Raw genomic sequence first — 23,885 nt, 5'->3', positions numbered from 1 at the left:
ACCTGCCTGTCCCGGCATTTTTGTATCCAGAAAAAGGGGCTTGCCCGTGATCGATCGCCGCCATTTCCTTGCCGCCAGCACCGCGGCGCTCGTCGCCGGATGCACCGCACGGACCGGGGTCGTATCCGGCGCCTCGCCCGATCTGGTTTCGGATATTCAGGAGCGCACGTTTCGCTTCTTCTGGGAGACCACCGATGCCGCGACCGGACTTGCACCCGATCGCTGGCCGACGCCCAGTTTCGCCTCGATCGCCGCGATCGGCTTCGCGCTGACCGCCTACGGCGTGGGCGAGAAACATGGCTGGATCACCCGCGAACAACATCGCGAACGCACGCTGACCACGCTCGAATTCCTTGCCAGGGCGCCGCAGGGCGACGGCGAGACCGGCTTCAGCGGCTATAAGGGCTTCTTCTACCACTTCCTCGGCGTGACGAAGGGCTTGCGCTTCGCCAAATGCGAATTGTCGACGATCGACACTGCGCTGCTGCTGGGCGGCGTGTTGTTCGCGCAAAGCTGGTTCGATCGCGCCGACCCGCAGGAAGCACGGATCCGCGATCTTGCCGAGCAACTCTATCGCGCGGTCGAATGGGACTGGATCGTGCCGCGCCCACCCTTCGTATCGATGGGGTGGCATCCCGAAAGCGGCTTCATCCGGTCCGACTGGAACATCTATAACGAGGGGATGATCCTGTACGTGCTGGCGCTGGCCAGCCCGACGCATCCGCTGCCGCCCGCGACATGGGGCGCGCTCACGCAACAGTTCGAGAAGAGCTGGGGCAACGCTTATGGCGAGCCGCACCTGCAGTTCGCGCCGATGTTCGGCCACCAGTACAGCCATGTCTGGATCGATTTCCGCGGCATCCGCGATCCCTATATCGCGTCCAAGGGTATCGATTATTTCGAGAACAGCCGCCGCGCGACCTATGCCCAGCGCGCCTATGCCAATGAAAATCCGGGTGGCAAGGTCGGCTATGGCGACGATTGCTGGGGCCTGACCGCGTGCGACGGTCCCGGCGATTTCCAGGTGACGATCGACGGTCGCCAGCGCGAATTCTTCAGCTATTCCGCACGCGGCCCCGGCGAGCGCGACGACGGCACGCTGGCGCCGACCGCGGCGCTCGGATCGATCGCCTTTGCGCCCGAAATCGTCACGCCGATGGTGGCCAGGATGCACGCGCGCTACGGTGCCGGCATTTACGACAAATATGGGTTCCTCGATTCGTTCAATCCGACGCTGACCCGCACCGACGAACCGCTCAAGCACGGCAAGCTGGTTCGCGGCGTCGGCTGGGTCGATGGCGACTATCTCGGCATTGATCAGGGGCCGATCGTGTTGATGATCGAGAATCAGCGCAGCGGACTGATCTGGGAGGTGATGCGGCGCAATCCGCATATCCGTCGCGGGCTGGAACGTGCCGGCTTTACCGGCGGCTGGATCGGCTGAACGTCGCCGCCCCCCACAGCGAGGTTTGATCGGGGCGACGGCCGGCGCGCGCCGGACCGATCGACATCGTGGTGGAACGCAAGCGCGGGCATCTCGTTTCGCTACCGTGCCGTATACAACGGCGCGGGTCGAAGGGGGATTATGCGCGGCGTCAAAGCCAGTTGCGGCGTGGCCGCGCTGCTCGTGCTGGGGGGCTGTAACCGGCATCAGTCGGCGCTGACCGTTTTCGGGGAAGAGGCGGCGACCGTCCGTCATCTGACCATCGTCATGCTGGTCGGCGCGATCGTCATCGCCGCCGGCGTCGCCGCGCTGATGGTTACCGCCGTCCGCGCGCCCGAGGGGCGATTGACACTGTCCAGCGGCATGCGCCTGATCGGCTGGGTCGGCGGTGTGCTACCGGTGGTCGTCCTGCTCGGCCTGCTGCTCTACAGCCTGCCCGCGATGCGGCCGCTGCCGGTCACGCAAGGCGATTTGCGCATCGCTGTCGAGGGCGAGCAATTCTGGTGGCGCGTCCGGTATCAACCGCCCGGGGCCAGGCCCGTCGTCACCGCCAATGAAATCCGCGTCCCCGTTGGGCGCACAGTACAGTTCGACCTGACCGCCGGCGATGTGATCCACAGCTTCTGGATCCCCGGACTGGCCGGCAAGATGGACATGATCCCCGGGCGGACCAACCGCCTCATCGTTCGCGCGACCAGGCCCGGCACGTTCCGCGGTGTCTGTACCGAGTTCTGCGGACTCAGCCACGCACTGATGGCGTTCGATGTGGTCGCGATGGAGCCGGCCGCGTTCGACGCTTGGCTGGCGAACGTGCGCCGCCCCGCCGCCCCGGCCGCCGCTACGGCTGCGGGCGCGCGCGCCTTCGCCGCCAATGGCTGCGCCGGTTGCCACGCCATTGCCGGTACCGAAGCCGCCGGACAGATTGGTCCCGACCTGACCCATATCGGCAGCCGCGCTTCGCTTGGTGCGGGCACCCAGCCGATGACCCGCGCCGCGCTGGTCCGCTTCATCACGGATGCGCCGGCGGTCAAACCCGGCGCGCGCATGCCCGCCTATCCGCAAATGTCGCGCGAAGATGCGCAGGCGATCGCCGCCTATCTGGAAAGCATGAAATGAGCCTGCACGCGCAAGACGATCCCGCGCTCCGCGCCGCGCAGGAGGAACGGCTGCGCGCCGTATGGCAGGCGCCGCAGGGGATTTTCCTGCGCTGGACGGACTGCAACAACAACCGGGTCGGGGCGTGGTACACGCTGACCGCTTTCGCCTTCATGCTGTTCGCGGGTGTGCTTGCGCTCATCATGCGGACGCAGTTGGCGACGCCGGAAAACGATCTGGTATCGGCGAATACCTTCAACCAGCTGTTCACGCTGCACGGCTCGATGATGATGTTCCTGTTCGCCGTGCCGATGTTCGAGGCGGTGTCGATTATCCTGTTGCCGCAGCTGCTGGGCGCGCGCGACCTGCCCTTCCCGCGCCTCTCCGCCTTCGGTTACTGGTCGTTCCTGCTGGGTGGGGTGTTCGTCGGCGGGTCGATCTTCTTCAATGCTGCGCCCGATGGCGGCTGGTTCATGTATCCGCCGCTCACCACCCGCACCGACCTGTCAGGGCTGGGCGCCGATATCTGGATGCTCGGCCTGTCGTTTATCGAGGTGTCGTCGGTGGCGGCGGCGGTCGAGCTGATCGTCGGCGTGCTGAAATGCCGGCCGCCAGGGATGCGGCTGAACCTGATGCCGCTCTATGCGTGGTATATCCTCGTCGTCGCGGTGATGATCCTGTTCGCCTTCCCGCCGCTGATCGCGGGGGACGTGCTGTTCGAAATGGAGCGGTTGCTCAACTGGCCGTTCTTCGATGCGGCGCGCGGCGGCGATCCGCTGCTGTGGCAGCACCTCTTCTGGATCTTCGGCCACCCGGAGGTCTATATCGTCTTCCTGCCATCGATCGCGCTGTTCGCGATGATGATCCCGACCTTCGCCCAGCGGCACCTGCTCGGCTATCCATGGATCGTGCTGGCGGCGGTCGGCACTGCCTTCCTGTCGTTCGGCCTGTGGGTCCACCACATGTTCGCGACCGGCCTGCCCAAGATCAGCCTCGCCTTCTTCTCCGCCGCATCCGAAGCGGTCGCGATCCCGACCGGCATCCAGATTTTCGCCTTCATCGCGACGCTGTGGGCGGGCAAGGTCAAATGGTCGACGCCCCTGCTCTACGCGACCGGCAGCCTCGCCATCTTCGTCATCGGCGGGCTGACCGGCGTAATGGTGGCGATCGCACCATTCGACTGGCAGGCGCACGATACCTATTTCGTCGTGGCGCATCTCCATTACGTGCTGATCGGCGGCACGCTGTTGCCGCTGTTCGGCGGACTCTATTATTACTGGCCGCTGATCACCGGCAAGAAACTGTCCGACCGGCTGGGGCGCACCGCCTTCTGGACGTTGTTCGTCGGGGCGAACCTGACCTTCTTCCCAATGCATTTCAGCGGCCTGTACGGTATGCCGCGCCGGGTCTTCACCTATCCCAGCGAACTGGGCATCGATTATCTCAACCTCGCCTCGACGATCGGCGCCTATTTGTTCGCGACCGGCACCGCGATCATCTGTTTCGATCTCGCCCGCTCGCCGTGGCGGCAAAAGGCACCGCGCAATCCGTGGAACGCCGGCACCCTCGAATGGCTGGCGCATCCCGATGACGAGGATTGGGGCATACGTTCGGTCCCGCTGATCGAAAGCCGCTATCCGATCTGGGACCAGAAGGATTTCGTGAAAAAGGTCGACGAAGGCCGCTTCTTCCTGCCCGACGCCGAAGAGGGTCGGCGCGAGACGATCGTGACCACCGTGCTCGACGCGCGTCCGCTCTATGTCGTGCGGTTGGGCACGCCCAGTTGGGTGCCGATGCTGACCGCGATCGCGCTGGGCAGCGTGTTCATCCTGACCACCTATCATCTTTACTGGTGGTCGCTGGCCGGCGCGGTCGCGACCTTGGGGTTCGTCCTCTACTGGCTGTGGACCGGGACCGCCGAGATCCCGGAAAAGGATTGCAAGCCGATCGGGCATGGCATCGAACTGCCGCTCTACGTCTCCGGCTCGGCCGCGCCCGGATGGTGGGCGATGTTCATCACGATGATGGCCGACGCGACCGCCTTTTCGGGTTTGGTGTTCGGCTATTATTTCTTCTGGACGGTGCATCCCGAATTCCCGCCTTCGGGTCCGGGCATGGACGGCCCCGGCAGCTTCTGGCCGATGGTTGCATTGGCACTGGCGGCATTGAGCTGGGGTACGACCGTGGCAGCGCGCGAAACCAACCGGCGCGGCATCGTCGGCACCGCGCGACTGTTGCTGGTCGTTGGCATCTCCGCCAGCCTGGCGGGCATCTGGGCGGGGTTGCAGGGACCTCTGACCACCGGGCTCGATCCCGAACTGCACAGCTATCCCGCGATCGTATGGGTGCTGGTGATCTGGACCACCGCCCATGCCGGGGTCGGCGCGATCATGCAGGGCTATACGCTGGCGCGCAGCATCGCCGGGCGGATGACGCCCCGATATGACGCCGATCTGCGGAACATCACCGTCTATCAGCATTTCATGGCACTGACCGCCATCGTCACCTATGCGACGATCGGCCTGTTCCCGGGGGTCGCATGAAACGCGGGCTGCATGGCATGGTCACCCGGCTGAAGGTGACGCTCTGGACACTGATCGTCCCGCCGACCGTCTGGGCGGCGCACTTCCTGTTCTCCTATCTGTGGGCGGCGATCCATTGCGCGAAGGTCGGCGGCTTCCCCCGGTTGCCGATCCTCTACGCCGTCGGCACCATCGTCGCGCTGCTGCTGATCGCCGGTGCCGGGATCATCGCTCACCTCCAGTCGCGCGTCCCCGGCGACACCCCGCCGCACGAGGAAGGCACCGACAGCGACCGCATGCGCTTCCTCGCCTTCTCGACCGTGCTGCTCGCCGCGCTCAGCTTCGTCGGTGTCCTCTTCACCGCAGCGCCCGTGCTGTTCCTGACGGATTGCCGATGAAACGCGTCAGCCTGATCGCAGGGCTAATGCTGTTGCCGGTCGGTTGGGTAGCGGCGGCACAGGCGGGCATGGTCGGGCATATGGCCGGACACATGATCGCGGTCGCGGTCGCAGCACCCCTGATCGCTTTCGGCCTCGCCGGCAGTGGCTATGACCCGGCGCAGCGCTGGCCGCATATCGTCACCCCGCTCGCCATGTCGCTGGTCGAACTGGCCACCGTCTGGGGGTGGCATCTGCCCGCGCTGCGCCTGCTCGCCGACAGCAACATGGCGGCGATGATCGTCGAACAGGCGATGTTCCTCGCCGCCGGCTTGCTGCTCTGGGCGGCGGTGCTCGGTGCCGGTCCCGATCGGCGCGCGGCGGGTGTCGGTGCGTTGCTGCTGACCTCGATGCACATGACGCTGCTCGGCGCGCTGATCGGCCTTGCCCCCCGCCCGCTCTATCCGGCGATGATGCATGGGCATTATGACGCGCTTGCCGACCAGCAACTGGGCGGGGTCGTGATGCTGCTGGTCGGTGCCGCCAGCTATTTCCTCGGCGGCCTCGCGCTGCTCGCCAACTTATTGCGCCAACCGGAGCCGCAGCCATGACCATCCGCCTGACGTGGAAGCGCGTCATCGTCACGCTGCTCGGCATCTTCGCGCTCGGCATGGCCTATGCGTGGTCCGGATTGTTCAACGTCGCCGCGTCGTCGGGCCATTGGGCGATCACCGACTGGTTCCTGCACTGGGTCATGCGCAATTCGGTGCAGACCCGTGCCGCCTTTTCGACACCCAAGGAGGCGAAGGACGATAGCGGGCTGGTGAGCGCGGCCGGTTACTATGCATCGTCCTGCGCCTCGTGCCACGGCGCGCCCGGCGTGCGTCCGCTGCCGCTGATGCAGAAGGCGACGCCCCCCGCCCCCGACCTGTCCAAGAATGCGAAGCAATGGACCGACCGGCAGCTCTTCTGGATCCTCGAACATGGCGTGAAGTTCAGCGGCATGCCTGCCTGGGCCGCCAAGGACCGCCCGGACGAGGTCAAGCGCATGGTCGCCTTCGTCCGCCTGCTGCCGAACATGACGCCGCAGCAATATCGCGTCCTTGCCGGCAGCAACGCGCAAGGGTTCGGCGCCGCCAATGGCCGGTTCGACAGTTGCGCCGGATGCCACGGCAGCGACGGCCTGGGTCGCGGTCAAAAGGATATCCCGATCCTCGCCGGACAGGACCCCGCCTATCTCGCCGCCGCGCTCGAAGCCTATGCGACCGGCAAGCGCCAGAGCGCGGTCATGTCGAACGTCGCCGCGCAGTTGACGCCGGAGGAACGCGTGGCGCTCGCCCGCCGCTTCGCCGCCATGCCCGGCATTGCGCCCGGACGCGGCGGCAACAGCGACGCCGCCGCCCGCCAGATCGTCGAGCGCGGCCTGCCCGACAAGCAGCTTCCCGCCTGTCGCAGCTGCCATGACGCCGCCGGTACCAAGCGCTTCCCGGTGATCGACGGCCAGCGCGCGGTCTACATCGCCGAACGGCTGCGGCACTGGCGCGGCGAAAAGGAGGTGGTCGACGCGCGCAAGGATAAGGCGACGATGCCCGTCATCGCCCGCCGTATCCCCGAAGACATGATCGAACCGGTCGCACGCTATCTCGCCGGACAATGAGCGGCGGGGGCCATTGCCAGCATCGTGCAGGGCGATAGGGTGCGGCCAATGGCGCCCCTGTTCGAACTGGACCCGCAAACGCTGCTGCGCGCCTATGCCAGCGGCATCTTTCCGATGGCCGACGATCGCGACGCGCCCGGCATCTACTGGGTCGAACCGAAGCTGCGCGGGATATTGCCGCTCGACAGTTTCCATCTATCGCGCTCGCTGCGCAAGCTGATCGCGTCCGACCGCTACCGCGTCACCGCCGACCATGCGTTCGAGGATATCATCCGCCTGTGCGCCGAAAGCGCATCCGACCGGCCGGAAACATGGATCAACGGCACGATCGAACAGTCCTTCATCCGGCTGCACGAAATGGGGCTGGCCCATTCGGTCGAGGTCTGGGACGGTCAGCGGCTAGCCGGCGGGCTGTACGGCCTTGCGCTCGGTCAGGCATTTTTCGGCGAATCGATGGTCAGCCGCGCGCCCAGCGCATCGAAGGTCGCATTGGCATGGCTGGTCGCACGGCTGCGCGTCGGCGGCTTCAAACTGCTCGATTGCCAGTTCCTGACCGACCATCTGGCGACGATGGGCGCGGTCGAGGTGTCGCGCAAAACCTATTCGGTGCTGTTGGCCGGTGCGCTCGGGTTCGATTCGGCAGGCACCTCGGGGCTGGCCACCGCCGCGTTCGACGCGCTCGACCGGCGCGGTGCCGTGCCCGACGAAGCCGCGGCGGCACCCGCCGATACCGTGTCCGGCCCCCTGTCGGGGAAGGACATCGTGCAGCTCTTGGGCCAGACGTCGTAGATCGGGTGGAGCACGACGTTCAATGCCGGACGCTCCTTGAACAGCCAACCCGAAAAGGGCCGCCGCCATTTCGCATCCGCGCCCAGTACATCGACCTGCACGAACGCGCCGGTATATTGCTCCTGTTCCCACGGCGCGGTGCGTTCGCAGGCGCGCAGACGGACGATCACGTCACCGACGCGCGTCGCCTGTCCTGGCTTGAGGGTCAGGTCGCGGGTTTCGCCGTTACGCTTGTTGAGCAGGCCGACGACCGCGACCCGCTCGGCCATCGGCGTCGCCCCGGCCAGCAGGTTGCTGTCCAGCCCGGTATCGACGCTGACCACTTCCGGCGCACCCGGATTGGGACGGACCATATCGGGTACCGCGATCTCCGCCGAGGCGGGCCGCGTCGTCTCCGCCGGCCGATGCCAGCGTTGCCAGCCGAACCAGCCCGCGACCGTCAGGATCAGGACGATCGCCAGCCCGACCAGCCAGCGGCGTGGATTCACGCGTCGGGGCTCCACGCCTCATAATCGCCGGTTGCCCGGACGCGCGCGCCACCCTTGTCGAGAACGCCCGGCGGGCGATAGGCGAGCGCGGTGCCGGTCTGGTTCTCGACCGGCGGCTGCTGCCATTGGCGCACCGGCGGCAGCGATTCGTCGGGCGTGCCCTCGATCTGATGGTGCAGCCAGCTGAACCATTCGGGCGGCACGCGGCTCGCATCGTTCGATCCCGAATAGATCACCCAGCGGCGCGGATTGCCCGCGGTGTCTCGACCGCCCTGGTAATAGACGTTGCCGAGATGGTCGGTCCCGACCTGCGTCTTGCCGCGCAAGCCGAGCCAGGTGCCGAAGGTGGCACCATTCCACCAGGTGAAGACGTTCGCGAGGATTCCCATGCGCGCTCGCTTAGCGCCTGCCCACGCCCGCGACAATGGGGCGGATCATTTCCACGTCACCTTGTCGCCCGCGGCAATGCCCAGTTCGCCTGCCCGCCCACCGGCAATCTCCAGCACCGCCGCGATCGGTTCGCCCGATTCGACCTTCGCCTGCGAAAACGGCACGGCATTCTCGCCGATGGTCGCGATCGTGCCGTCGGCGCGGATGAAGATGATGTCGAGCGCGTTCGGCGTATTCTCCATCCAGAAGCTGGCCGACCGGGGCGGCCCACCGTCAGGGGGATAGGGCGCGAACAGCATTCCCGCATCGGGCGCCAGTCGCGCACGGTACATCAAGCCCTGCTGCTGCTGCGCCTCGCTCGCGGCGACTTCCGACTTGAAGATATGCGCCTTGCCATCGGCGGTGGTGATGGTGACCGGCTTGATCGTCATGCCATGTTCCGACACCGTTTCCTTGGCCGCGGTTTCACCCTTGCAGCCACCGATCGCCGCCAGCAGGGCAACCGCCGCCAGCCCCGAAAATCGCAAACCTGTCACGCCGTTACTCGCCCGTTTCGACCGCAATGGCCATCGGCCCCTTCTGCCCCTCGACGATGCGGGCGACAAGCCGCTGGTCGGGTTCGACTTCCTCGATGCCGCCGCGGCGCAGCGTCTCCATATGGACGAACACGTCGCCCGGCTTACCATCGCGGACCAGAAAGCCATAGCCCTTCAGTCGGTTGAACCATTTGACCGACACCGGTTCGAACGGCCCCGCCTGTTCGGCCAACGCCATCCGGTCGGGCCGTTCGACCGCGCGACGGACCGGTTCGATCGCCAGCGACAGGTCGATCTCGAGAATTTCGACCGCCTGCATTCCGCGGCTGCGTCGGGCGGCATTACACAGGACGATCGCCCCTTCGGGCAGGGTGCGGCGACCATGCGGTTCCAGCACCGAAAAATGGATCAGCACGTCGCCCAGGCTGCTGTCGTCGGCCACCGCGAACCCGAAACCGCGCGTGACGTCGAACCATTTGACGACGCCGCGAACCGACGTGACCACATCGTCGCGCATATGGGAAACCGCCGCAGCCGCCGCTGGCGGAACCGCGCAATCATCGGCAATCGTTCGCGCTTCCAGACGCATCGTTGCTTACCCCCTGACCCCCTTTGTAACACGATGTTTCATGAACGCGACGGTTTCTTTGTAATTTACCAATCGCGCGCCGACTCGTCCGTTTCCCCTGGTGCCATCGCAGCGATTCGACGCGCCAGCGTCGGGGCATGGCCGGCGCGGACCATCGCCGCGACCTGCTTTTCGCGGCGGTCGCGCTCGACCGGTTCGGCCGCGAAGGGGCCGATCCGCTTGCGCCGGGCAAAGGCCATCGCCGACGCCTCCGCCCCCTCGTCCAGCGTATCGACCACCGCATCGCTATCGTCCATCGCCACGCCCGCATGCCGTAGCGCGTCGCGCACCCGCCGCGCGCCCAGCCCCCGCCGCGTCATCGCTGCCGCCCGCGCTTCGGCAAAGGCACGGTCGTCGATATAGCGCAGTTCGGCCATGCGGTCGGCCAGCGTCGCGATATCGACCGCGCCGTCCGCCCCGCGCTCGCGCAGCTTGCGGGTCAGATAGGCGACCAGCTTCGCCCGGGTCGTGGCATAGCGTTCAACATAGCGTAAGGCGGCCCGCTCCAGAGCGGGCTGGTCGAGAGGCGGTAGGGGACGGCGCGGGTCACGGGACATGCGCCATGTTTGTGCCACACTGCGTCGCGATTTTGAAATCAACTGTGCCGGGCGGTACTTTGCCGCTATGGCGACACGCTTCGAACGCCGCGAACGCGTGCGAACGGTGCCGAGAGTTGGACAAGAATGACGACGAATCTTGAAGGAAGTGTTGCAATCGCGCTGGAAGCGACCCCGACGGTCGATGCTTTGCCGCGCCGGTTCGCGGACTTCGCGACGCTGGGCGAGGCGATGGATTACGCCGCGCAGGGCACGCGCGGACTGAATTTCCATGACGCGCGCGGCACGCTGAAGCGCGCCTACCCGTTTCGCGAAATGCGCGAGGATGCGCTGCAACAGGCGTATCGCCTGATCGCGAAGGGGGTGCGCCCCAACGACCGCATCGCGTTGATCGCCGAAACCGGTGCCGAGTTCGCCGCCTTGTTCTTCGGCGTCGTCTATGCCGGTGCATGGCCGGTGCCGCTGCCGCTGCCCACGTCGTTCGGCGGGCGCGAAGCCTATGTCGAACAGCTTCGCGTCCAGCTCGACAGCTGCGATCCAAAAACGCTGTTCTACCCGGCCGAACTCGAAGCGATGGCGGGCGAAGCCGCGCGAATCGCCGGGGTCGAAGGGATTGATTGGGAAAGCTTCTCTGCCACCGACGCGCCGGTCGTCGACCTGCCGCAGGCGTCGACTGACGATATCTGCTATCTGCAATATTCCAGCGGATCGACGCGTTTCCCGCACGGGACGGAGATCACGCACGCAGCGCTGCTGAACAATCTGGCGGCGCATAGCCATGGCATGCAATTGGTTGCCGAGGACCGCTGCATCTCGTGGCTGCCCTGGTATCACGACATGGGGCTGGTCGGCTGTTTCCTGTCGGTCGTCGCCAATCAGGTGTCGACCGACTATCTGAAGACCGAGGATTTCGCGCGGCGTCCGCTCGCATGGCTCGACCTCATCACTCGGAATCAGGGTAATTCGATCAGCTATTCGCCGACCTTCGGCTACGACATCTGCGCGCGGCGGATGTCGAGCCAGACCAAGGCGGCGGACCGGTTCGACCTGTCGCGCTGGCGGCTGGCGGGCAATGGCGCGGACATGATCCGGCCCGACGTGATGCAGTCGTTCGTCGACGCCTTTGCCGATGCCGGGTTCAAGGCGTCGGCCTTTCTGCCCTCCTACGGCCTTGCCGAAGCGACGCTGGCGGTGGCGATCATGCCGCCGGGCGAAGGGATCATCGTCGAACTGGTCGAGGAAACCGAGCTTTCCGGCCATGCCGGCCGCGCCGACCGGCCGCAGCGCTACCGCGCGATCGTCAATTGCGGCAAGCCCGTCCGCGACATGGCGATCGAGATCCGCGAAGAGGACGGCACGCCGCTTCCCGAGCGCGCGATCGGCAAGGTGTGGTGCAAGGGACCGTCGCTGATGAGCGGCTATTTCCGCGATCCCGAAGCGACCGCCGCCTGCATGGTCGATGGCTGGCTCGACACGGGCGACATGGGCTATCTGTCTGACGGATATGTCTATATCGTCGGCCGGGCGAAGGACATGATCATCGTCAACGGCAAGAATCACTGGCCGCAGGACATCGAATGGGCGGTTGAACAACTTCCCGGATTCAAGGCCGGCGACATTGCCGCCTTCGCCATCACCACGCCGGGCGGCGAGGAAACGCCCGCCGTCCTGGTCCAATGCCGTGCATCGGACGAGGGCGAGCGCCAGCGACTGCGCGAGGAAATTCGCGAGCGCGTACGGTCGGTTACCGGCATGAACTGCGTCATCGAACTGGTTCCGCCGCGCACCCTGCCCCGCACGTCGTCGGGCAAGCTCAGCCGTGCCAAGGCGCGCAAGCTGTATCTGGAAGGCGAGATCAAGCCCTACGCCATCGCCGCCTGATCGTTCGGGGCGGCATTTTTCGCTTTCCTACAAGCGGCCGCTCCCCTAACCACAAATCGGCCTTGCCCTTCCGGTTCGTCCGGGATAGAGGCCGCGTCCGCACACGAGTGTAGCTCAGCTGGTAGAGCATCGGTCTCCAAAACCGAGGGCCGGGGGTTCGAATCCCTCCACTCGTGCCAGCGCACCGCCGCCGAAAGGGCATACGGCGCGCTGTCGACAGCAAGATCATCGAGACCTTCCGGATGCTGCCTCGCCTCCGCGAGCGCGCCGCGATCGAAAGACGATCACGCAACGCATCCCCGCCCCTGCCCCTTGTCCGCTAACGCATTGACGCATAACGACGGCGGGTCCGATCGACGACGGGCCGAACAGGGACGGGTGCGGGATATGACGACGGACACGTTGGACGAGCGGATCCAGCTATGCGAAATGCTCCGCCGGGTCGCAGCCGAGGACCGGGATGCGCTGGGCGAACTGTACCGCATGACGTCGGCGCGGCTGTTCGGCATCTGCCTGCGCATCTGCGGCGACCGCAGTTCGGCCGAAGACGTGTTGCAGGAAGTGTACACGATCATCTGGAAACGGGCGGGCGCGTTTCAGGTCGGCTCGATCTATCCGATCGCGTGGCTGGCGACGATCGCGCGCAACCGGTCGATCGACTGGGTCCGGGCCAGCGGCCGACGGGCGACGCGTCCGATCGAAGAGGCGGTCGACGTCGCCGACGATCGGCCCGATCAACGCGTCGCGGCGGAACGCGCCGAAACCGTGCAGCGGCTATATGACTGTCTGGACGAGTTGAGCGCGCCGCAGCGTGACGCGATCCGTACCGCGTTCGTCCATGGCATGACCTATGCCGAAATCGCCGACGCCCGCGACGTTCCGATCGGGACGATGAAGAGTTGGGTGCGACGCGGGTTGTTGCAATTGCGTGGATGTGTCGGCGATGTCTGAACTTGATCCCGATATGATGGCGGCCGAATTCGCGCTCGGGCTGCTGGAGGGTAGCGAACTGGCGACCGCATTGCGCCGATCGCTGTCTGACCCGCAATTCGCCCGTGAGGTCGAAGGGTGGCGGCTACGTTTCGCGGCGATGTTCGCCGAATATCGCGCGGAGCCGGCACCCGCGTTCCGCATCGACCGGATCCTTCCCGTGGCTACGCCACCGCGGTCGCGGTTCCGCTGGGCGTTCATACCCCTGGCCGGGGCGATCGCGGCATCGGTGGCGCTGCTCCTCGCCCGGCCCGACGCGCCGGTCGCGCCGTTGCCGGCGCCCGCGCCGCAGCAGACGATGCTGGCCGTCCTCGTGCCGACCGAGCGGAACGGAACCCCCTTCGCCGCGTCGATCGATCTTGCCGATCGCGAGGTTCGCGTCGTCGCCGCCGGCCTGGCGCGCGAGGGCAAGGACGCGCAGCTATGGATCATCCGCGACGGCGTGCCGCATTCGATCGGCCTGCTCGACCGCACCGGCGCCACGCGGCTGGTGCTGCCGGCCGCCGAGCGCAGCTTGCCGACGGCGGACGGAGTGCTGGCGGTTTCGATCGAGCCGCTGGGCGGTTCGCCGACCTCGACGCCGACCGGCCCCGTCGTGGCGAGCGGACCGCTGTCGCGGACCTAGCGCTCGCCGACGTCGAATATCGTCAGACGGCCTTGGCCAGCGGTTCGGGCTTCTTTTCGTCGGGCAGCGTTTTCGCCAGATGTTCATGCACCATCCGCGCATTGAACGGTTTGGAGATGAAGGTCGCCCGCGACGGCATGTCGCCTTCCTCCGGCAGGACATGCCCCGACGCGATCACGATTTCGATATGCGGCCATTGGTCGTCGACATGCCGTGCCAGGCTGAAGCCATTGGTCGATCCCGGCATGTCGACGTCCGAGAACAGCAGCACGATGCTTTCCCAATGTTCGGCCAGCACGCCCTTCGCCTCGTCGCCGTCCATCGCTTCGTGGACGCGGAACCCGGCATCTTCGAGGATGATCGTCGTATCCATCAGGATGAGGGGATCATCGTCGACGACGAGCGCGAAGGGGACGGTCGATAGAGCCATGTCGCTTCAACCGTTCAGACAGCGACATGTTGCGGCAAAAGCGACGGAGCGGACGATTGCCCGGCATCGACCGACCGTAAGCCGATCGCGACGGTCGAAACGGCGGGTCGTACGGTTTATGCGGTTGCGCGGCCGTTACGTTCCATGCTTTAAGCCCGGCGCGATCAGCGGGCTGGTCCACGAGATCGCTCGCTGCGACCGACCGCACCCCGCGCCGACCCCGAATGGATGCCGACGATGTTTCGTGCGCTGTACGACTGGACGCTTCGCCTTGCCAACCATCGGCACGCGGTCCGCAGCCTTGCCGTCGTCAGCTTCTGCGAAAGCTCGTTCTTTCCGATCCCGCCCGATGTGGTGCTGGTCCCGGTCATCCTGCAGCATCGCAGCCGCGCCTATCAGATCGCGGCGATCTGTACGATCGCGTCGGTGCTGGGTGGTATGGTCGGCTATGCGATCGGCTATTTCCTGTGGGACACGGTCGGCGCGTGGGTCATCAACCTGTACGGGTTGCAGGACAAGGCCGCGAAGTTCCAGGCCGGGTTCGCGCAATATGGCGCGGCGATCATCCTGCTGAAAGGATTGACGCCGATCCCGTTCAAGCTGGTGACGATCGCGTCGGGGCTGGCCAAGTTCAACTTCGCGATGTTCGTGCTGACCGCGACAATCACCCGCGCCTTCCGCTTTTTCCTGATCGCCTTCCTGCTCAAGAAATACGGACAGCCGGTGCAGGCGTTCATCGAGAAGCGGCTGACGCTGATCGGGACGTTGCTGGTCGTCGCGCTGGTCGGCGGGTTCGCGGCGGTCAGTCTGCTCTGATCCGGTTTGCTCTGAACCGGACCAAAGTATGCAGACATCATAACCCTTATACGATAACGGCCCGCCGTCCGACGCGACAACCGCGCGGACCGAAGGGGGATTATCGATGAAGTTTCAGGCAGCGGCCGTGTTGGCCGCAACCATGGCATTCGCCCAGCCCGCCGCCGCGCAGGTCGCGCCGACTGCGCAGACGGTGCCGGTCCCACCGCAGCCCTATCCCGAAATGCGCGAGCGCCTGCCGCGCAATCCGCTGCAGGGCCTGAGGATCGAGGCGATGGTCGGCTATGACCGGCTCGAAGGCAATTACTTCGAAGACAACACCAAATATTATGACGGCTATGACGGCATCGGCTATGGCGGCGAGATCGGCTACGACTTCGCCGTCAGCCGCAAGGTGCTGCTCGGCGCCTATGCCGGGATCGGCACGTCCACCCAGAAGCAGTGCGACCCGATTCTCGGTGGCGACCAACTGTGCCAGAAGGCCGGCACCGCGCAATATGCGGGCGTCCGCGTCGGCTTCCCGATGGGCGTTCGGTCGCAGCTCTATCTGCGCGGCGGCTATTCGAACGCCAAGCTGAAGCTGGATTATGATGCGCCGGGCACCGAGTTCGATTTCGCGACCAACGAGAATTACAACGGCTATCATATCGGTGCCGGCGCCGAATTCAGCGTGGGCGGCGGCGCCTATCTGAAGGGCGATGTTGCCGCCACCCAGTATATGACCAAGGAGACGCTGTATGACGGCGTCAATTTCATGCGCGTCCAGGCGCGGGTCGGGATCGGCGTCCGCTTCTGATCGGCCACGGGGCGGCGGTGGTGCCGCCCCGTTCTCCCCTGCGCTTGCTTCCTTCGCGCTAGATCGCTAGATACCATGCCCAATCCGACAGCGTGGATGGGCAGCGCCGGTTTCCAGAAGGAACCGGACGGGGCCTTGTGTCCCGCGGTCGGTCAAACCGTTAACGAAGGTCAGGCACGTGGCGAAGGTTACCCCAGTCGAATTCATGCGGCAGGTCCGGGCCGAAACCGCGAAGGTGACGTGGCCGACGCGGCGCGAGACGGTGATGACCGCGGTGATGGTCGTCATCATGACGACGCTGCTCGCGCTGTTCTTCCTCGGCGTGGATTCGGCGTTCGACGCGATCGTCAAGGCGCTGCTGAAGCTCGCCCAGTAACCGGCCCGTCCCCTACCCCCTTCGAATAGTCCAAAGGATACGCATGTCGCGCTGGTACATCATTCACGCCTATTCGGGGTTCGAGGGCAAGGTCCGCGATTCGATCCTCTCCGAAGCGACGCGCCTCGGCCTCGACCATGCGGTCGAAGCGATCGAGGTCCCGACCGAGAATGTGACCGAAGTCCGTCGCGGCAAGAAGGTGCAGTCCGAGCGCAAGTTCATGCCGGGCTATGTGCTGGCGAAGCTGGACCTGAGCGACCAGGTCTATCACCTCGTCAAGAACACGCCGAAGGTCACCGGCTTCCTGGGATCGTCGGGCAAGCCGCAGGCGATCAGCGAGGCGGAAGCCACGCGGATGCTCAACAGCAAGGAAGAGGCTGCCGCCTCGCCCACCAAGCAGAAGATCAAGGTCGATTTCGAGATCGGCGATTCGGTCAAGGTGCTGGACGGCCCGTTCGCGAGCTTCAACGGCGTGGTCGAGGAACTGGACTTCGACAAGTCGAAGGTGAAGGTTTCGGTGTCGATCTTCGGACGCGCGACCCCGGTGGAACTGGATTTCGAGCAGGTGGAACGAAGCAAGTAAGGCAAAGCCGAAACTTGCTGTCCGCACGCAGTTAGCGCCAGCTAACTGCGAGACGGCGGACACCGGCCGGCGGGTGCAACCCGACCGACGTAAGCGGCGTAGGGCGAAGGCCCTGCGCCGTTTTTGTTTCAACGCTGCCGATGATTAGCAAGCGCGAAAAATGCACAAATGCTGGCAAATGAGAAGAAAAAGGAAATTTGCGTGCAAGCCCACTTGACCGATGGCGCGCGTTGAACGATGAAAGTGCGTCGCCCGTTCGGGGTTGACGCTGAGGTGAAGCGATGACCGATCACATCGACGAAGTGACGAAATACATCGCCACCTTGGAACGGTGGCGAAATCAATCGAGCGAAAAAGGCGAAATTCTGGCCGTCCAGAATTATACACGCCGGATCGACGCGTTGACCGCCACTGTGGCGGAGTTGCGGGAGCTGCGGCGCATTACCAGGCCACTGCCGGCCTCATACGGCGACGTAAGCGACCTACCTGACGAACTGCTACGCGAGCTATCAGGCGTAAAGGTCGACGATCTTGAACAGCAACTATTCTCAATAGTTGTTTCAGGCGACCAAGTCGACCTTGATGCAATTCTTATCGAAATGTATCGACGCTTTTCCGTCGTTCAAACGCGACGGTTCCTACAGAATAAGCTCTACCGAATGAGCCAGAAGGAAATAATTTTTCCTGTTCCGGGACGAAAGGGAGTTTATTCGTCGAAGCCAATCGACGCAGCATCCAGTGGCGATGATAATGTCATCGCCAGCCAGCTGCTACTCGGCAACGCCAAAGCTTCTAGCTCAAATTATGCCGACGACGACATACCATTTTAGAAATACGACGGTCAACATAAGTTGACCGTCGTACCTTTTCCCGACTGCTTGAAGGCGCTTTGCCGGCTCTACTTCAAGCAGTCTTTCCGCCAGAAAGGAGGAGCGCCATGTGGAAAATGGCCCGGAGATTAACGGTTAGCTAACGCCGGGGGCGTGCGAGTTTCTCGCACGCCCGCTGGCTCCGAATACACAGAACAGTGGAAAAGTCAAAGACGGAGCTTACTATGTCAAAATCGTCTCCGCCTCGTCAGACGTCTCCTAAGGTGTCGACGATTGCGTCCGGAATTTTGTCCGGTGCGATTAAGCCCACCCCCGCTCAGATGCGCAGCGTAGCGGCGTCGGCGTTGGGCCAGGATCAGACGCCCGGCCAGCGGCGCAAGTAAGGTGGATTTGCGAGGGGCTGCGTAGAAATAACCAATCTTCGCGGCCCCTCTTCTAAAGCCCCCTCACCCCTTCCGCAACGCAATCTCCAACGCCACCTCCCAACCCCCCGGCTCCCACTGGCTGCGGCGCCCACCCCGCCGCCACTCCAACTGCGCATATTCCACCATCCGCATCTCCTCCTCGGCCAGCAGCAATCCGGCGCGATAGTCCTTCGCCTTGCGCTCGAGATACGCCGCGTTGCTCTCGCCGCGCTTCGGGGCGAGGTCGGGTTCGGCGAGGCCCTTCGCCCGCTTGTCGTTCCACGCGATCATCTGCATCGCCTGATGCACGGTCATCGCCGGGATCGGCGGGAGATCGTTGTGCTGCCAATGGTCGTGGACGTTCGCTTCGGGCAGCGAGCTTTCGAGCAGCGCCAATTCGAGGCGCTCGGACCCCACCGCCAACGCGACGCGCATTTCGCGGGCGAAGCCGGGGTTGTTGCGCGCACGGGCGTAGAAGCTGGAGTGCGCGAAGCCGGCGGCCGCGGCGGAGAGGCGGACATTGGCGGTGGCGCTCAAGGCGGCGAGGAAGCGTTGTTCGGCGTCGCGGTCGATGGTGCGGGTTTTCGAGACGCGCAGTTGCAGGCGGCCTTTCGAGCGGACGACGCGCGCCGGGCCTTCCGTCTGCTCGGGCTTGGCAAGGCGGGCGGCGGCGAGGGTCAGGGCCGCCTCCCAGCGCTGGGCGAAGTCGGGGTCGGCGTTGCGCCGCTTGGTGAGCATCGAACGGTTGAGGCCGGTCACGCGCGCGGCGTCGCGGGCGTTGCCGCTGCGTTCGAGTTCGGTCAGGAACGCGGCGTTCTGCAACGCCTGTTTGCGGGTACAGGGGCGTGGGGCGGAGGCTGGCATGCCCCCATCGGATCAGGCGAAATCCTACATTGCAAGGGGGGCCGCTTTGCGCTAAGCGCGCCGCTTCCCAAACGACAGTTTTGGAAACCATGGCGGGAGGCCGGTCCGACAGGATCGCGCCGCACGTACCGCTAAACTTGAAAGAGAGTGAACCATGGCCAAGAAGATTACCGGCTATATCAAGCTGCAGGTGCCGGCGGGCGAAGCCAAGCCGTCGCCGCCGATCGGCCCGGCGCTGGGTCAGCGCGGCGTGAACATCATGGAATTCTGCAAGGCGTTCAACGCGCAGACCGGCGATGCTCCGAAGGGCACGCCGCTGCCGACGATCATCACCGTCTATGCCGACCGTTCGTTCAGCTTCGAGACCAAGACGCCGCCGGCGACCTATCTCATCAAGCAGGCGATCAACCTGAAGTCGGGTTCGAAGGAACCGGGCAAGGTGAAGGCCGGCAGCATCAAGCGGTCGCAGCTGAGCGAGATCGCGACGATGAAGATGAAGGATCTGAACGCCAACGACATCGACGCGGCGACGAAGATCATCGAAGGTTCGGCCCGCGCGATGGGCCTCGAAGTGGTGGAGGGCTAAGACTGTGGCCAAGCTGACCAAGAAGGCGAAGACCCTCGCCGCTGCCGTTGACGCGCAGAAGCTGTACGGCGTCGACGAAGCCATTGCGCTCGCCAAGACCCATGCGACCGCCAAGTTCGACGAGACGATCGAAGTCGCGCTGAACCTCGGCGTCGATCCGCGTCACGCCGACCAGATGGTCCGTGGCGTCGTCACCCTGCCCAAGGGCACCGGCAAGACCGTGCGCGTCGGCGTGTTCGCCCGCGGCGCGAAGGCCGAGGAAGCCACCGCGGCGGGTGCCGATGTCGTCGGTGCCGAAGACCTGATGGACGCGATCCAGGGCGGCAAGATCGACTTCGATCGCTGCATCGCGACCCCGGACATGATGGGTCTGGTCGGTCGTCTCGGCAAGATCCTGGGTCCGAAGGGCCTGATGCCGAACCCGAAGCTCGGCACCGTCACGATGAACGTCGCGGCTGCGGTCGAAGCGGCCAAGGGCGGCCAGGTCGAATATCGCGTCGAAAAGGCCGGCATCATTCATTCGGGCATCGGCAAGGCGTCGTTCGCCGCCGAAGACCTGCGCGCGAACTTCGACGCGCTGGTCGATGCGGTGGTGAAGGCCAAGCCGTCGGGCGCCAAGGGCAAGTATGTCCGCAAGGTTGCGGTCAGCTCGTCGATGGGCCCGGGCATCAAGGTCGACACGGCCGAGGTCGCAGGCGCCTGATCCGCACCGTTTTAGCGTTCGCTAAAACGGAGACGGATGGCGCCGGCCGGCGGGGCAAGGCCCCGACCGACGACGCGGGATTTAATCCCGCGTCGGCCGACAAGCAGAACAAGGGGTCGGAGGCTTCGTGCTTCCGGCCCTTTTTTCTTTGCCCCTCTCCCCAGCCCTCTCCCCTGAAGGGGAGAGGGAGTTAGATATTGCCCTGTTCTTCCTCCGGAACGTCATCGTCCGGCCCGTAATAAAGCGCCGCGCATTCGTCGCGCAGGCAGCCGCCCTCGATCACGATATCGTCGCGATACGCGTCTGCGATGAAGCTCAGCGTATCGATATGCCGGTCCTCGAAATACATCCGGTGCACATCCTCGCGACCAGCACCATAGACGACGCGGGCGACCTTCGACCAGATCGAGGCCATGGTGCACATCCCGCAGGGTTGCAGCGTCGAGTACAGCGTCGCACCGCGCAACTCCATGTCGCCCTCGCTCTCGCAGGCGCGGCGGATCGCCATCATCTCGGCATGGGCGGTGGCGTCGGGCAGTTGCTCGGTCTGGTTGGGTTCGGCCGACAACACCCGCCCATCACGGACGATGATCGATCCGAGCGGCGAGCAGGACGGGTCGTCGCCCTTGGTCCGGGCGATCGCGATCGCCTGCCGCATCCAGTGTTCGTCTTGGGGGGTGAGCATCGGCAATTCCCTTCGCGCGGCGTAACGCGCGGGGGACGCGAAAGATTCAGATGGCGGCGGCGAGGATGTCGTCGCTCGATGCCGATTGCACGTGCAGCTTCGCCAGCAGGTCGAGCACCGCATCCCACCAGCGCCAGAAGGCGGCGAGATCGGCCGCGTCGCGGACATAGGGCGTGTGGCCGGGCACGAGGCTGGGCGAATGATAGGCGAAGTTGAGGACGCGCACCCCCTCTCCCACCGCCACCCGCACCGCTTCCAGCGCGTCGGCGAGCGGCATGTCCTCGGGCGTCAGCGCGACACGGTGGAGCAGGCCGAGCCGGGCGAGCACGCCGCGCCCGCGCGGGACGCGGCCCGCCCCCTCGTACAATCGCTGCCGCCCACGCCGCAGCCGCCCGGTGAAGACGGTGGTCAGCGGCAGTTCGACGATCCGCCCACCGGGGCCGGTACGGAAGGCGTCGTTGCCGATCGCGCGATAGTCGGGCCCGCCCTGCGCACGATAATCGTAGCGGGCGCGCATCGAGCTATCGAGCGCATAGCCACGTGCCGCCAGCAACCCCAGCGTCGCTGGTCCAAGGCCATAGCGACCGGCACGATAGACGGTCGGGCGGGCGCCGGTGATCCGGGTCAGCGCATCGGTCAACCGGTCGAGCTTGGCCGCCTCCAGCGCAGGCGGCAGATTGCCGGCGAAGCTGCTATGGGCGGTCAGCGCTTCGTCGAACGGCGGGTTGACCCAGGGGTGCAGCTGCGCGCCGATCGTCGCATGGCCTTGGTCGACGACGCCGCGCAACGCATCGATCGCGGCCGGATCGGTCGCGACCGGATAGTCGACCAGATAGCAGCTCTGAACGCCGCGTCCGGCGAAGCGGCGATGCGCGGCGGGCAAGGCGGCGACGGCGCTCACGCCCCAGCCATCGTGGCGGAACGGTGCGCGCCAGTCGAATTCCTCCTCGGTATCGACGAAGACGGTGAAGCGCGTCCCGAACCCCTCGCGCCACGTCACCGGACGGCCTTCGGCGGGCCGGAACGGGACCATCAGCGCCGCTGCGCCCGCCCGATTTCCACGACATTGGCGGCGGGCAGCCGCAGCGTCAGCGTCGCCGTGCCGAACACCAGCGTACCGTCGAGCTCGCGGGCGAGGTTGCGCGCGAGGCGCAGCGCGAAGCCGGTGCCGAGCAGCGACATATCCTCTTCGCCATCATCGACGTCGAACACGCTGTCGCCGGGCCATGCGTCGAGCGCTTGCGGCCGGTCGAGCACGATCGCGACATAGCCGTCGCCTTCAAGGCCGACGCGGACATGGATCGATTCGTCACGGCCGCCCGCCGAGACCAGGGTCGCGAGCAGGCGGGCAAGCAGGCGCTCGACCGCACGCCGATCGCCGGCGACGGCGATGTCGGTCGGCTCGACCTCCAGCAACGTCCCGCGCAATTCGCACAGCGCGACAAGATCGGCGGCGATCACGTCGAACAACGGCCCGAGCGCCACCCGGTCGTCGCGCAGGTCGAGCGCATCGCCGTCGATCCGTGCGGCAAGGTCGAGATCGTCGATTACCGCGACCAGATCGCGCGAATGGTTGAGGATCGCCCCGGCGCGGTCGCGATAGACCGGCAGCACCGGACCCAGCAATTCCTGCTGGATCATCTCGGCAAAGCCGGCGATCGCACCGGCGGGCGTGCGCAGTTCGTGCACGAGCTGCCGCAGCTGGGCGACGCCGGCGTCGCGATTGGGTTCGGCGCGTTCGCCGTGATAAGGGCGCCGGGCGGTCCCGCGATAGCCGATGAAGCGGCCGGTGGCATGGTCGAACGCCGGCACGCCCGATACGAACCATTCGCCGGTCGCGTCGCTGTCACCGCCGATGGTGAGGCGCGCGTCGCGGAACGGCGCCCGCTTGCGCAGCGCCCCGGCGGCGATCGCATCGAAGCGGGCATGGCCCGGCGTCGCGCAGAAATCGAGCGACAGGCCGATCAACGGTGCGCGGCTGACCCCGTCGACCCAGCGGATCTGGCCGGTGGCGTCGGCCTCGAAGCGGAAACTGTCCTGCGGCGCGACCGGCGGCGGCGGCGGCGGAGCGCCATCCTGCGCACGCTCGAACGCCTCGATCCGGGCCATCACGTCGGCGATGCGGAACGGACCGGCGGGATCGGGTTCGCCAGCGGATTCGGGAAGCGTTGCTTCGGAAACGGGCTGTTCGACGACGGACGGCTCCGCGACCGGCTGCGGCGCCATGGCGACGGGCGCGACCTGCTCGACCGGGCGGTCGTCGCCCAGCACGAGGTCGACCGAGCCGAAGCTGTCGAGCGCACGATGGACGGCAGGGTCGAGGTCGCGGCGATTACGAACCACGCCGCGCGCCGGCGGCGACAGGCGCGGCAACAGCGCCTGCCACTGATCGACCGACAGGTGCGCGCCGCGCAGCACCGGCAGCGCCGCTTCGATCACATCGGTCGCGAGCAGATCGACCAGTTCCACCGGGGGGCGGGCATATTCGAGGTCGCGGGCAGTGGCGATGCGGACCGTACGCGGCACATGATCGCGCAGATCGTGCAGCAGGGCGATGGCGCGCGGATCGGGCGATACCCGGCCGCGACCGATCAGGTCGATCAGCTGCCGCCACGCCGACGCGCGCGCGCCCTCACCCGACAAATCGGCAGCGAGAACCGTTTCGAGAGTGTCGTCGAAATGCACCAGCCACCCGTGAAAGCGCCCCGCGGAGCCGCGGCGCTAAGGAACCCTTAACGCGGTGACGCGCATTCTGAAACCGCTCAATTTCGGTACGTCGCAATGTGGGACAATTACGCTTCCGCGCAATTTTGTGATGCTGTAGGCAGGGCTT

At 65.7% G+C, this 23,885-nt stretch carries 26 protein-coding genes, 1 tRNA gene and 1 pseudogene; 18 read left to right on the top strand and 10 right to left on the bottom strand.

Features of this window, described 5'->3' with window-relative positions:
• The first annotated feature begins 46 nt into the window (after positions 1 to 46).
• The 7 genes from ACZ1JS_RS03175 to aat all read left to right on the top strand — a co-directional run bounded on the left by ACZ1JS_RS03175 (position 47) and on the right by aat (position 7,884).
• Complete coding sequence (locus ACZ1JS_RS03175; RefSeq protein WP_465167677.1) at positions 47 to 1,444, top strand: glucoamylase family protein; 1,398 nt, start codon at positions 47 to 49, stop codon at positions 1,442 to 1,444.
• A gap of 141 nt (positions 1,445 to 1,585) precedes the next feature.
• Positions 1,586 to 2,560 (top strand): cytochrome c oxidase subunit II, encoded by a 975-nt coding sequence (coxB, locus tag ACZ1JS_RS03170; protein ID WP_465167676.1) that lies wholly within the window; start codon positions 1,586 to 1,588, stop codon positions 2,558 to 2,560.
• The gene (gene ctaD, locus ACZ1JS_RS03165) at positions 2,557 to 5,082 is read left to right on the top strand and encodes a cytochrome c oxidase subunit I (protein WP_465167675.1); all 2,526 of its coding nucleotides are present in this window, start codon (positions 2,557 to 2,559) and stop codon (positions 5,080 to 5,082) included. Before coxB ends, ctaD begins: the two co-directional genes overlap by 4 nt.
• A complete protein-coding gene (locus ACZ1JS_RS03160) occupies positions 5,079 to 5,459 on the top strand; it encodes a hypothetical protein (RefSeq protein WP_242116170.1) in 381 nt (126 codons plus the stop codon). Before ctaD ends, ACZ1JS_RS03160 begins: the two co-directional genes overlap by 4 nt.
• Entirely contained in the window at positions 5,456 to 6,049 is a 594-nt protein-coding gene (locus ACZ1JS_RS03155; RefSeq protein WP_465167674.1) for a cytochrome c oxidase assembly protein, read from the top strand. The genes ACZ1JS_RS03160 and ACZ1JS_RS03155 overlap by 4 nt, the downstream gene beginning before the upstream one ends.
• Positions 6,046 to 7,095 carry a c-type cytochrome gene (locus tag ACZ1JS_RS03150; RefSeq protein WP_465167673.1) on the top strand — a complete coding sequence of 350 codons (1,050 nt, stop codon included), beginning with the start codon at positions 6,046 to 6,048 and terminating at the stop codon, positions 7,093 to 7,095. The genes ACZ1JS_RS03155 and ACZ1JS_RS03150 overlap by 4 nt, the downstream gene beginning before the upstream one ends.
• A 48-nt stretch (positions 7,096 to 7,143) precedes the next feature.
• Positions 7,144 to 7,884 carry a leucyl/phenylalanyl-tRNA--protein transferase gene (gene aat / locus ACZ1JS_RS03145; protein ID WP_465167672.1) on the top strand — a complete coding sequence of 247 codons (741 nt, stop codon included), beginning with the start codon at positions 7,144 to 7,146 and terminating at the stop codon, positions 7,882 to 7,884.
• Positions 7,885 to 7,919: 35 nt separating this feature from the next.
• Here the strand turns inward: aat and ACZ1JS_RS03140 are convergent.
• The 5 genes and pseudogenes from ACZ1JS_RS03140 to ACZ1JS_RS03120 all read right to left on the bottom strand — a co-directional run.
• Positions 7,920 to 8,153: pseudogene (locus ACZ1JS_RS03140) on the bottom strand (DUF2155 domain-containing protein); the annotation flags it as partial.
• 215 nt (positions 8,154 to 8,368) lie between these two features.
• Positions 8,369 to 8,761: an NADH:ubiquinone oxidoreductase subunit NDUFA12 gene (locus tag ACZ1JS_RS03135; RefSeq protein ID WP_242116166.1), complete on the bottom strand. Its 393-nt coding sequence runs from the start codon at positions 8,759 to 8,761 to the stop codon at positions 8,369 to 8,371.
• 45 nt (positions 8,762 to 8,806) lie between these two features.
• The gene (locus ACZ1JS_RS03130; RefSeq protein WP_465167671.1) at positions 8,807 to 9,298 is read right to left on the bottom strand and encodes a DUF192 domain-containing protein; all 492 of its coding nucleotides are present in this window, start codon (positions 9,296 to 9,298) and stop codon (positions 8,807 to 8,809) included.
• A gap of 4 nt (positions 9,299 to 9,302) precedes the next feature.
• Entirely contained in the window at positions 9,303 to 9,815 is a 513-nt protein-coding gene (locus tag ACZ1JS_RS03125; protein WP_465167670.1) for a cold-shock protein, read from the bottom strand.
• Between the two features lie 137 nt (positions 9,816 to 9,952).
• Positions 9,953 to 10,483: a regulatory protein RecX gene (locus ACZ1JS_RS03120; RefSeq protein ID WP_465167669.1), complete on the bottom strand. Its 531-nt coding sequence runs from the start codon at positions 10,481 to 10,483 to the stop codon at positions 9,953 to 9,955.
• A 126-nt stretch (positions 10,484 to 10,609) separates the two neighbouring features.
• Here ACZ1JS_RS03120 and ACZ1JS_RS03115 point away from each other — a divergent pair, with 126 nt between their 5' ends.
• From ACZ1JS_RS03115 to ACZ1JS_RS03100, 4 genes are all read left to right on the top strand, one after another.
• A complete protein-coding gene (locus ACZ1JS_RS03115) occupies positions 10,610 to 12,364 on the top strand; it encodes a fatty acyl-AMP ligase (RefSeq protein ID WP_465167668.1) in 1,755 nt (584 codons plus the stop codon).
• Positions 12,365 to 12,467: 103 nt separating this feature from the next.
• Positions 12,468 to 12,543 (top strand) — tRNA-Trp (locus ACZ1JS_RS03110).
• A gap of 208 nt (positions 12,544 to 12,751) precedes the next feature.
• Positions 12,752 to 13,315 (top strand): sigma-70 family RNA polymerase sigma factor, encoded by a 564-nt coding sequence (locus ACZ1JS_RS03105; RefSeq protein WP_465167667.1) that lies wholly within the window; start codon positions 12,752 to 12,754, stop codon positions 13,313 to 13,315.
• Positions 13,308 to 13,979, top strand: coding sequence for an anti-sigma factor (locus tag ACZ1JS_RS03100; protein ID WP_465167666.1), 672 nt, complete (start codon positions 13,308 to 13,310; stop codon positions 13,977 to 13,979). The genes ACZ1JS_RS03105 and ACZ1JS_RS03100 overlap by 8 nt, the downstream gene beginning before the upstream one ends.
• A 22-nt stretch (positions 13,980 to 14,001) precedes the next feature.
• Here the strand turns inward: ACZ1JS_RS03100 and ACZ1JS_RS03095 are convergent, their stop codons facing one another.
• Positions 14,002 to 14,409, bottom strand: coding sequence for a response regulator (locus ACZ1JS_RS03095; RefSeq protein WP_465167665.1), 408 nt, complete (start codon positions 14,407 to 14,409; stop codon positions 14,002 to 14,004).
• Between the two features lie 237 nt (positions 14,410 to 14,646).
• Here ACZ1JS_RS03095 and ACZ1JS_RS03090 point away from each other — a divergent pair, with 237 nt between their 5' ends.
• The 5 genes from ACZ1JS_RS03090 to ACZ1JS_RS03070 all read left to right on the top strand — a co-directional run bounded on the left by ACZ1JS_RS03090 (position 14,647) and on the right by ACZ1JS_RS03070 (position 17,810).
• A complete protein-coding gene (locus ACZ1JS_RS03090) occupies positions 14,647 to 15,225 on the top strand; it encodes a YqaA family protein (RefSeq protein WP_465167664.1) in 579 nt (192 codons plus the stop codon).
• A gap of 106 nt (positions 15,226 to 15,331) precedes the next feature.
• Positions 15,332 to 16,021 (top strand): outer membrane beta-barrel protein, encoded by a 690-nt coding sequence (locus ACZ1JS_RS03085; protein WP_465167663.1) that lies wholly within the window; start codon positions 15,332 to 15,334, stop codon positions 16,019 to 16,021.
• Positions 16,022 to 16,199: 178 nt separating this feature from the next.
• Positions 16,200 to 16,397 (top strand): preprotein translocase subunit SecE, encoded by a 198-nt coding sequence (secE, locus tag ACZ1JS_RS03080; protein ID WP_056454132.1) that lies wholly within the window; start codon positions 16,200 to 16,202, stop codon positions 16,395 to 16,397.
• A 43-nt stretch (positions 16,398 to 16,440) separates the two neighbouring features.
• Complete coding sequence (gene nusG, locus ACZ1JS_RS03075) at positions 16,441 to 16,980, top strand: transcription termination/antitermination protein NusG (RefSeq protein WP_055759843.1); 540 nt, start codon at positions 16,441 to 16,443, stop codon at positions 16,978 to 16,980.
• Between the two features lie 281 nt (positions 16,981 to 17,261).
• On the top strand, positions 17,262 to 17,810 hold the full coding sequence (locus ACZ1JS_RS03070) for a hypothetical protein (RefSeq protein WP_465167662.1): 549 nt from the start codon (positions 17,262 to 17,264) through the stop codon (positions 17,808 to 17,810).
• Between the two features lie 446 nt (positions 17,811 to 18,256).
• Here ACZ1JS_RS03070 and ACZ1JS_RS03065 read toward each other — a convergent pair whose 3' ends face one another.
• Positions 18,257 to 19,078, bottom strand: a complete 822-nt coding sequence (locus ACZ1JS_RS03065; RefSeq protein ID WP_465167661.1) for a hypothetical protein — start codon at positions 19,076 to 19,078, stop codon at positions 18,257 to 18,259.
• Between the two features lie 154 nt (positions 19,079 to 19,232).
• On the opposite strand from ACZ1JS_RS03065, the gene rplK reads away from it, so the two are divergent.
• Positions 19,233 to 19,664 carry a 50S ribosomal protein L11 gene (gene rplK / locus ACZ1JS_RS03060; protein WP_242116154.1) on the top strand — a complete coding sequence of 144 codons (432 nt, stop codon included), beginning with the start codon at positions 19,233 to 19,235 and terminating at the stop codon, positions 19,662 to 19,664.
• Between the two features lie 4 nt (positions 19,665 to 19,668).
• Entirely contained in the window at positions 19,669 to 20,367 is a 699-nt protein-coding gene (gene rplA, locus ACZ1JS_RS03055; RefSeq protein WP_242116153.1) for a 50S ribosomal protein L1, read from the top strand.
• 190 nt (positions 20,368 to 20,557) lie between these two features.
• On the opposite strand, the gene ACZ1JS_RS03050 is transcribed toward rplA, so the two are convergent.
• The 3 genes from ACZ1JS_RS03050 to ACZ1JS_RS03040 are packed head-to-tail and all read right to left on the bottom strand — an operon-like array spanning position 20,558 to position 23,737.
• Entirely contained in the window at positions 20,558 to 21,052 is a 495-nt protein-coding gene (locus ACZ1JS_RS03050; RefSeq protein ID WP_465167660.1) for a nucleoside deaminase, read from the bottom strand.
• A gap of 46 nt (positions 21,053 to 21,098) precedes the next feature.
• A complete protein-coding gene (locus ACZ1JS_RS03045; protein ID WP_465167659.1) occupies positions 21,099 to 22,085 on the bottom strand; it encodes a polysaccharide deacetylase family protein in 987 nt (328 codons plus the stop codon).
• Positions 22,085 to 23,737 carry a histidine kinase dimerization/phospho-acceptor domain-containing protein gene (locus ACZ1JS_RS03040; protein WP_465167658.1) on the bottom strand — a complete coding sequence of 551 codons (1,653 nt, stop codon included), beginning with the start codon at positions 23,735 to 23,737 and terminating at the stop codon, positions 22,085 to 22,087. The genes ACZ1JS_RS03045 and ACZ1JS_RS03040 overlap by 1 nt, the downstream gene beginning before the upstream one ends.
• Positions 23,738 to 23,885 lie beyond the last annotated feature (148 nt).

The sequence above is a fragment of the Sphingomonas sp. BL-S-05 genome, assembly GCF_055521695.1.
This window is presented reverse-complemented; position numbering and strand designations above follow the sequence as displayed.

Excerpts from the sequence above, each read along its gene's own strand:
- ACZ1JS_RS03100 (WP_465167666.1), top strand. The coding sequence starts at position 13,308 with ATGTCTGAACTTGATCCCGATATGATGGCGGCCGAATTCGCGCTCGGG.
- ACZ1JS_RS03160 (WP_242116170.1), top strand. The coding sequence starts at position 5,079 with ATGAAACGCGGGCTGCATGGCATGGTCACCCGGCTGAAGGTGACGCTC.
- coxB (WP_465167676.1), top strand. The coding sequence starts at position 1,586 with ATGCGCGGCGTCAAAGCCAGTTGCGGCGTGGCCGCGCTGCTCGTGCTG.
- ACZ1JS_RS03120 (WP_465167669.1), bottom strand. The coding sequence starts at position 10,483 with ATGTCCCGTGACCCGCGCCGTCCCCTACCGCCTCTCGACCAGCCCGCT.
- ACZ1JS_RS03150 (WP_465167673.1), top strand. The coding sequence starts at position 6,046 with ATGACCATCCGCCTGACGTGGAAGCGCGTCATCGTCACGCTGCTCGGC.
- ACZ1JS_RS03095 (WP_465167665.1), bottom strand. The coding sequence starts at position 14,409 with ATGGCTCTATCGACCGTCCCCTTCGCGCTCGTCGTCGACGATGATCCC.
- ctaD (WP_465167675.1), top strand. The coding sequence starts at position 2,557 with ATGAGCCTGCACGCGCAAGACGATCCCGCGCTCCGCGCCGCGCAGGAG.
- ACZ1JS_RS03065 (WP_465167661.1), bottom strand. The coding sequence starts at position 19,078 with ATGCCAGCCTCCGCCCCACGCCCCTGTACCCGCAAACAGGCGTTGCAG.
- rplK (WP_242116154.1), top strand. The coding sequence starts at position 19,233 with ATGGCCAAGAAGATTACCGGCTATATCAAGCTGCAGGTGCCGGCGGGC.
- ACZ1JS_RS03105 (WP_465167667.1), top strand. The coding sequence starts at position 12,752 with ATGACGACGGACACGTTGGACGAGCGGATCCAGCTATGCGAAATGCTC.
- ACZ1JS_RS03125 (WP_465167670.1), bottom strand. The coding sequence starts at position 9,815 with ATGCGCGACGATGTGGTCACGTCGGTTCGCGGCGTCGTCAAATGGTTC.
- ACZ1JS_RS03070 (WP_465167662.1), top strand. The coding sequence starts at position 17,262 with ATGACCGATCACATCGACGAAGTGACGAAATACATCGCCACCTTGGAA.
- ACZ1JS_RS03090 (WP_465167664.1), top strand. The coding sequence starts at position 14,647 with ATGTTTCGTGCGCTGTACGACTGGACGCTTCGCCTTGCCAACCATCGG.
- ACZ1JS_RS03115 (WP_465167668.1), top strand. The coding sequence starts at position 10,610 with ATGACGACGAATCTTGAAGGAAGTGTTGCAATCGCGCTGGAAGCGACC.
- ACZ1JS_RS03155 (WP_465167674.1), top strand. The coding sequence starts at position 5,456 with ATGAAACGCGTCAGCCTGATCGCAGGGCTAATGCTGTTGCCGGTCGGT.
- ACZ1JS_RS03045 (WP_465167659.1), bottom strand. The coding sequence starts at position 22,085 with ATGGTCCCGTTCCGGCCCGCCGAAGGCCGTCCGGTGACGTGGCGCGAG.
- nusG (WP_055759843.1), top strand. The coding sequence starts at position 16,441 with ATGTCGCGCTGGTACATCATTCACGCCTATTCGGGGTTCGAGGGCAAG.
- ACZ1JS_RS03135 (WP_242116166.1), bottom strand. The coding sequence starts at position 8,761 with ATGGGAATCCTCGCGAACGTCTTCACCTGGTGGAATGGTGCCACCTTC.
- aat (WP_465167672.1), top strand. The coding sequence starts at position 7,144 with ATGGCGCCCCTGTTCGAACTGGACCCGCAAACGCTGCTGCGCGCCTAT.
- ACZ1JS_RS03085 (WP_465167663.1), top strand. The coding sequence starts at position 15,332 with ATGAAGTTTCAGGCAGCGGCCGTGTTGGCCGCAACCATGGCATTCGCC.
- ACZ1JS_RS03050 (WP_465167660.1), bottom strand. The coding sequence starts at position 21,052 with ATGCTCACCCCCCAAGACGAACACTGGATGCGGCAGGCGATCGCGATC.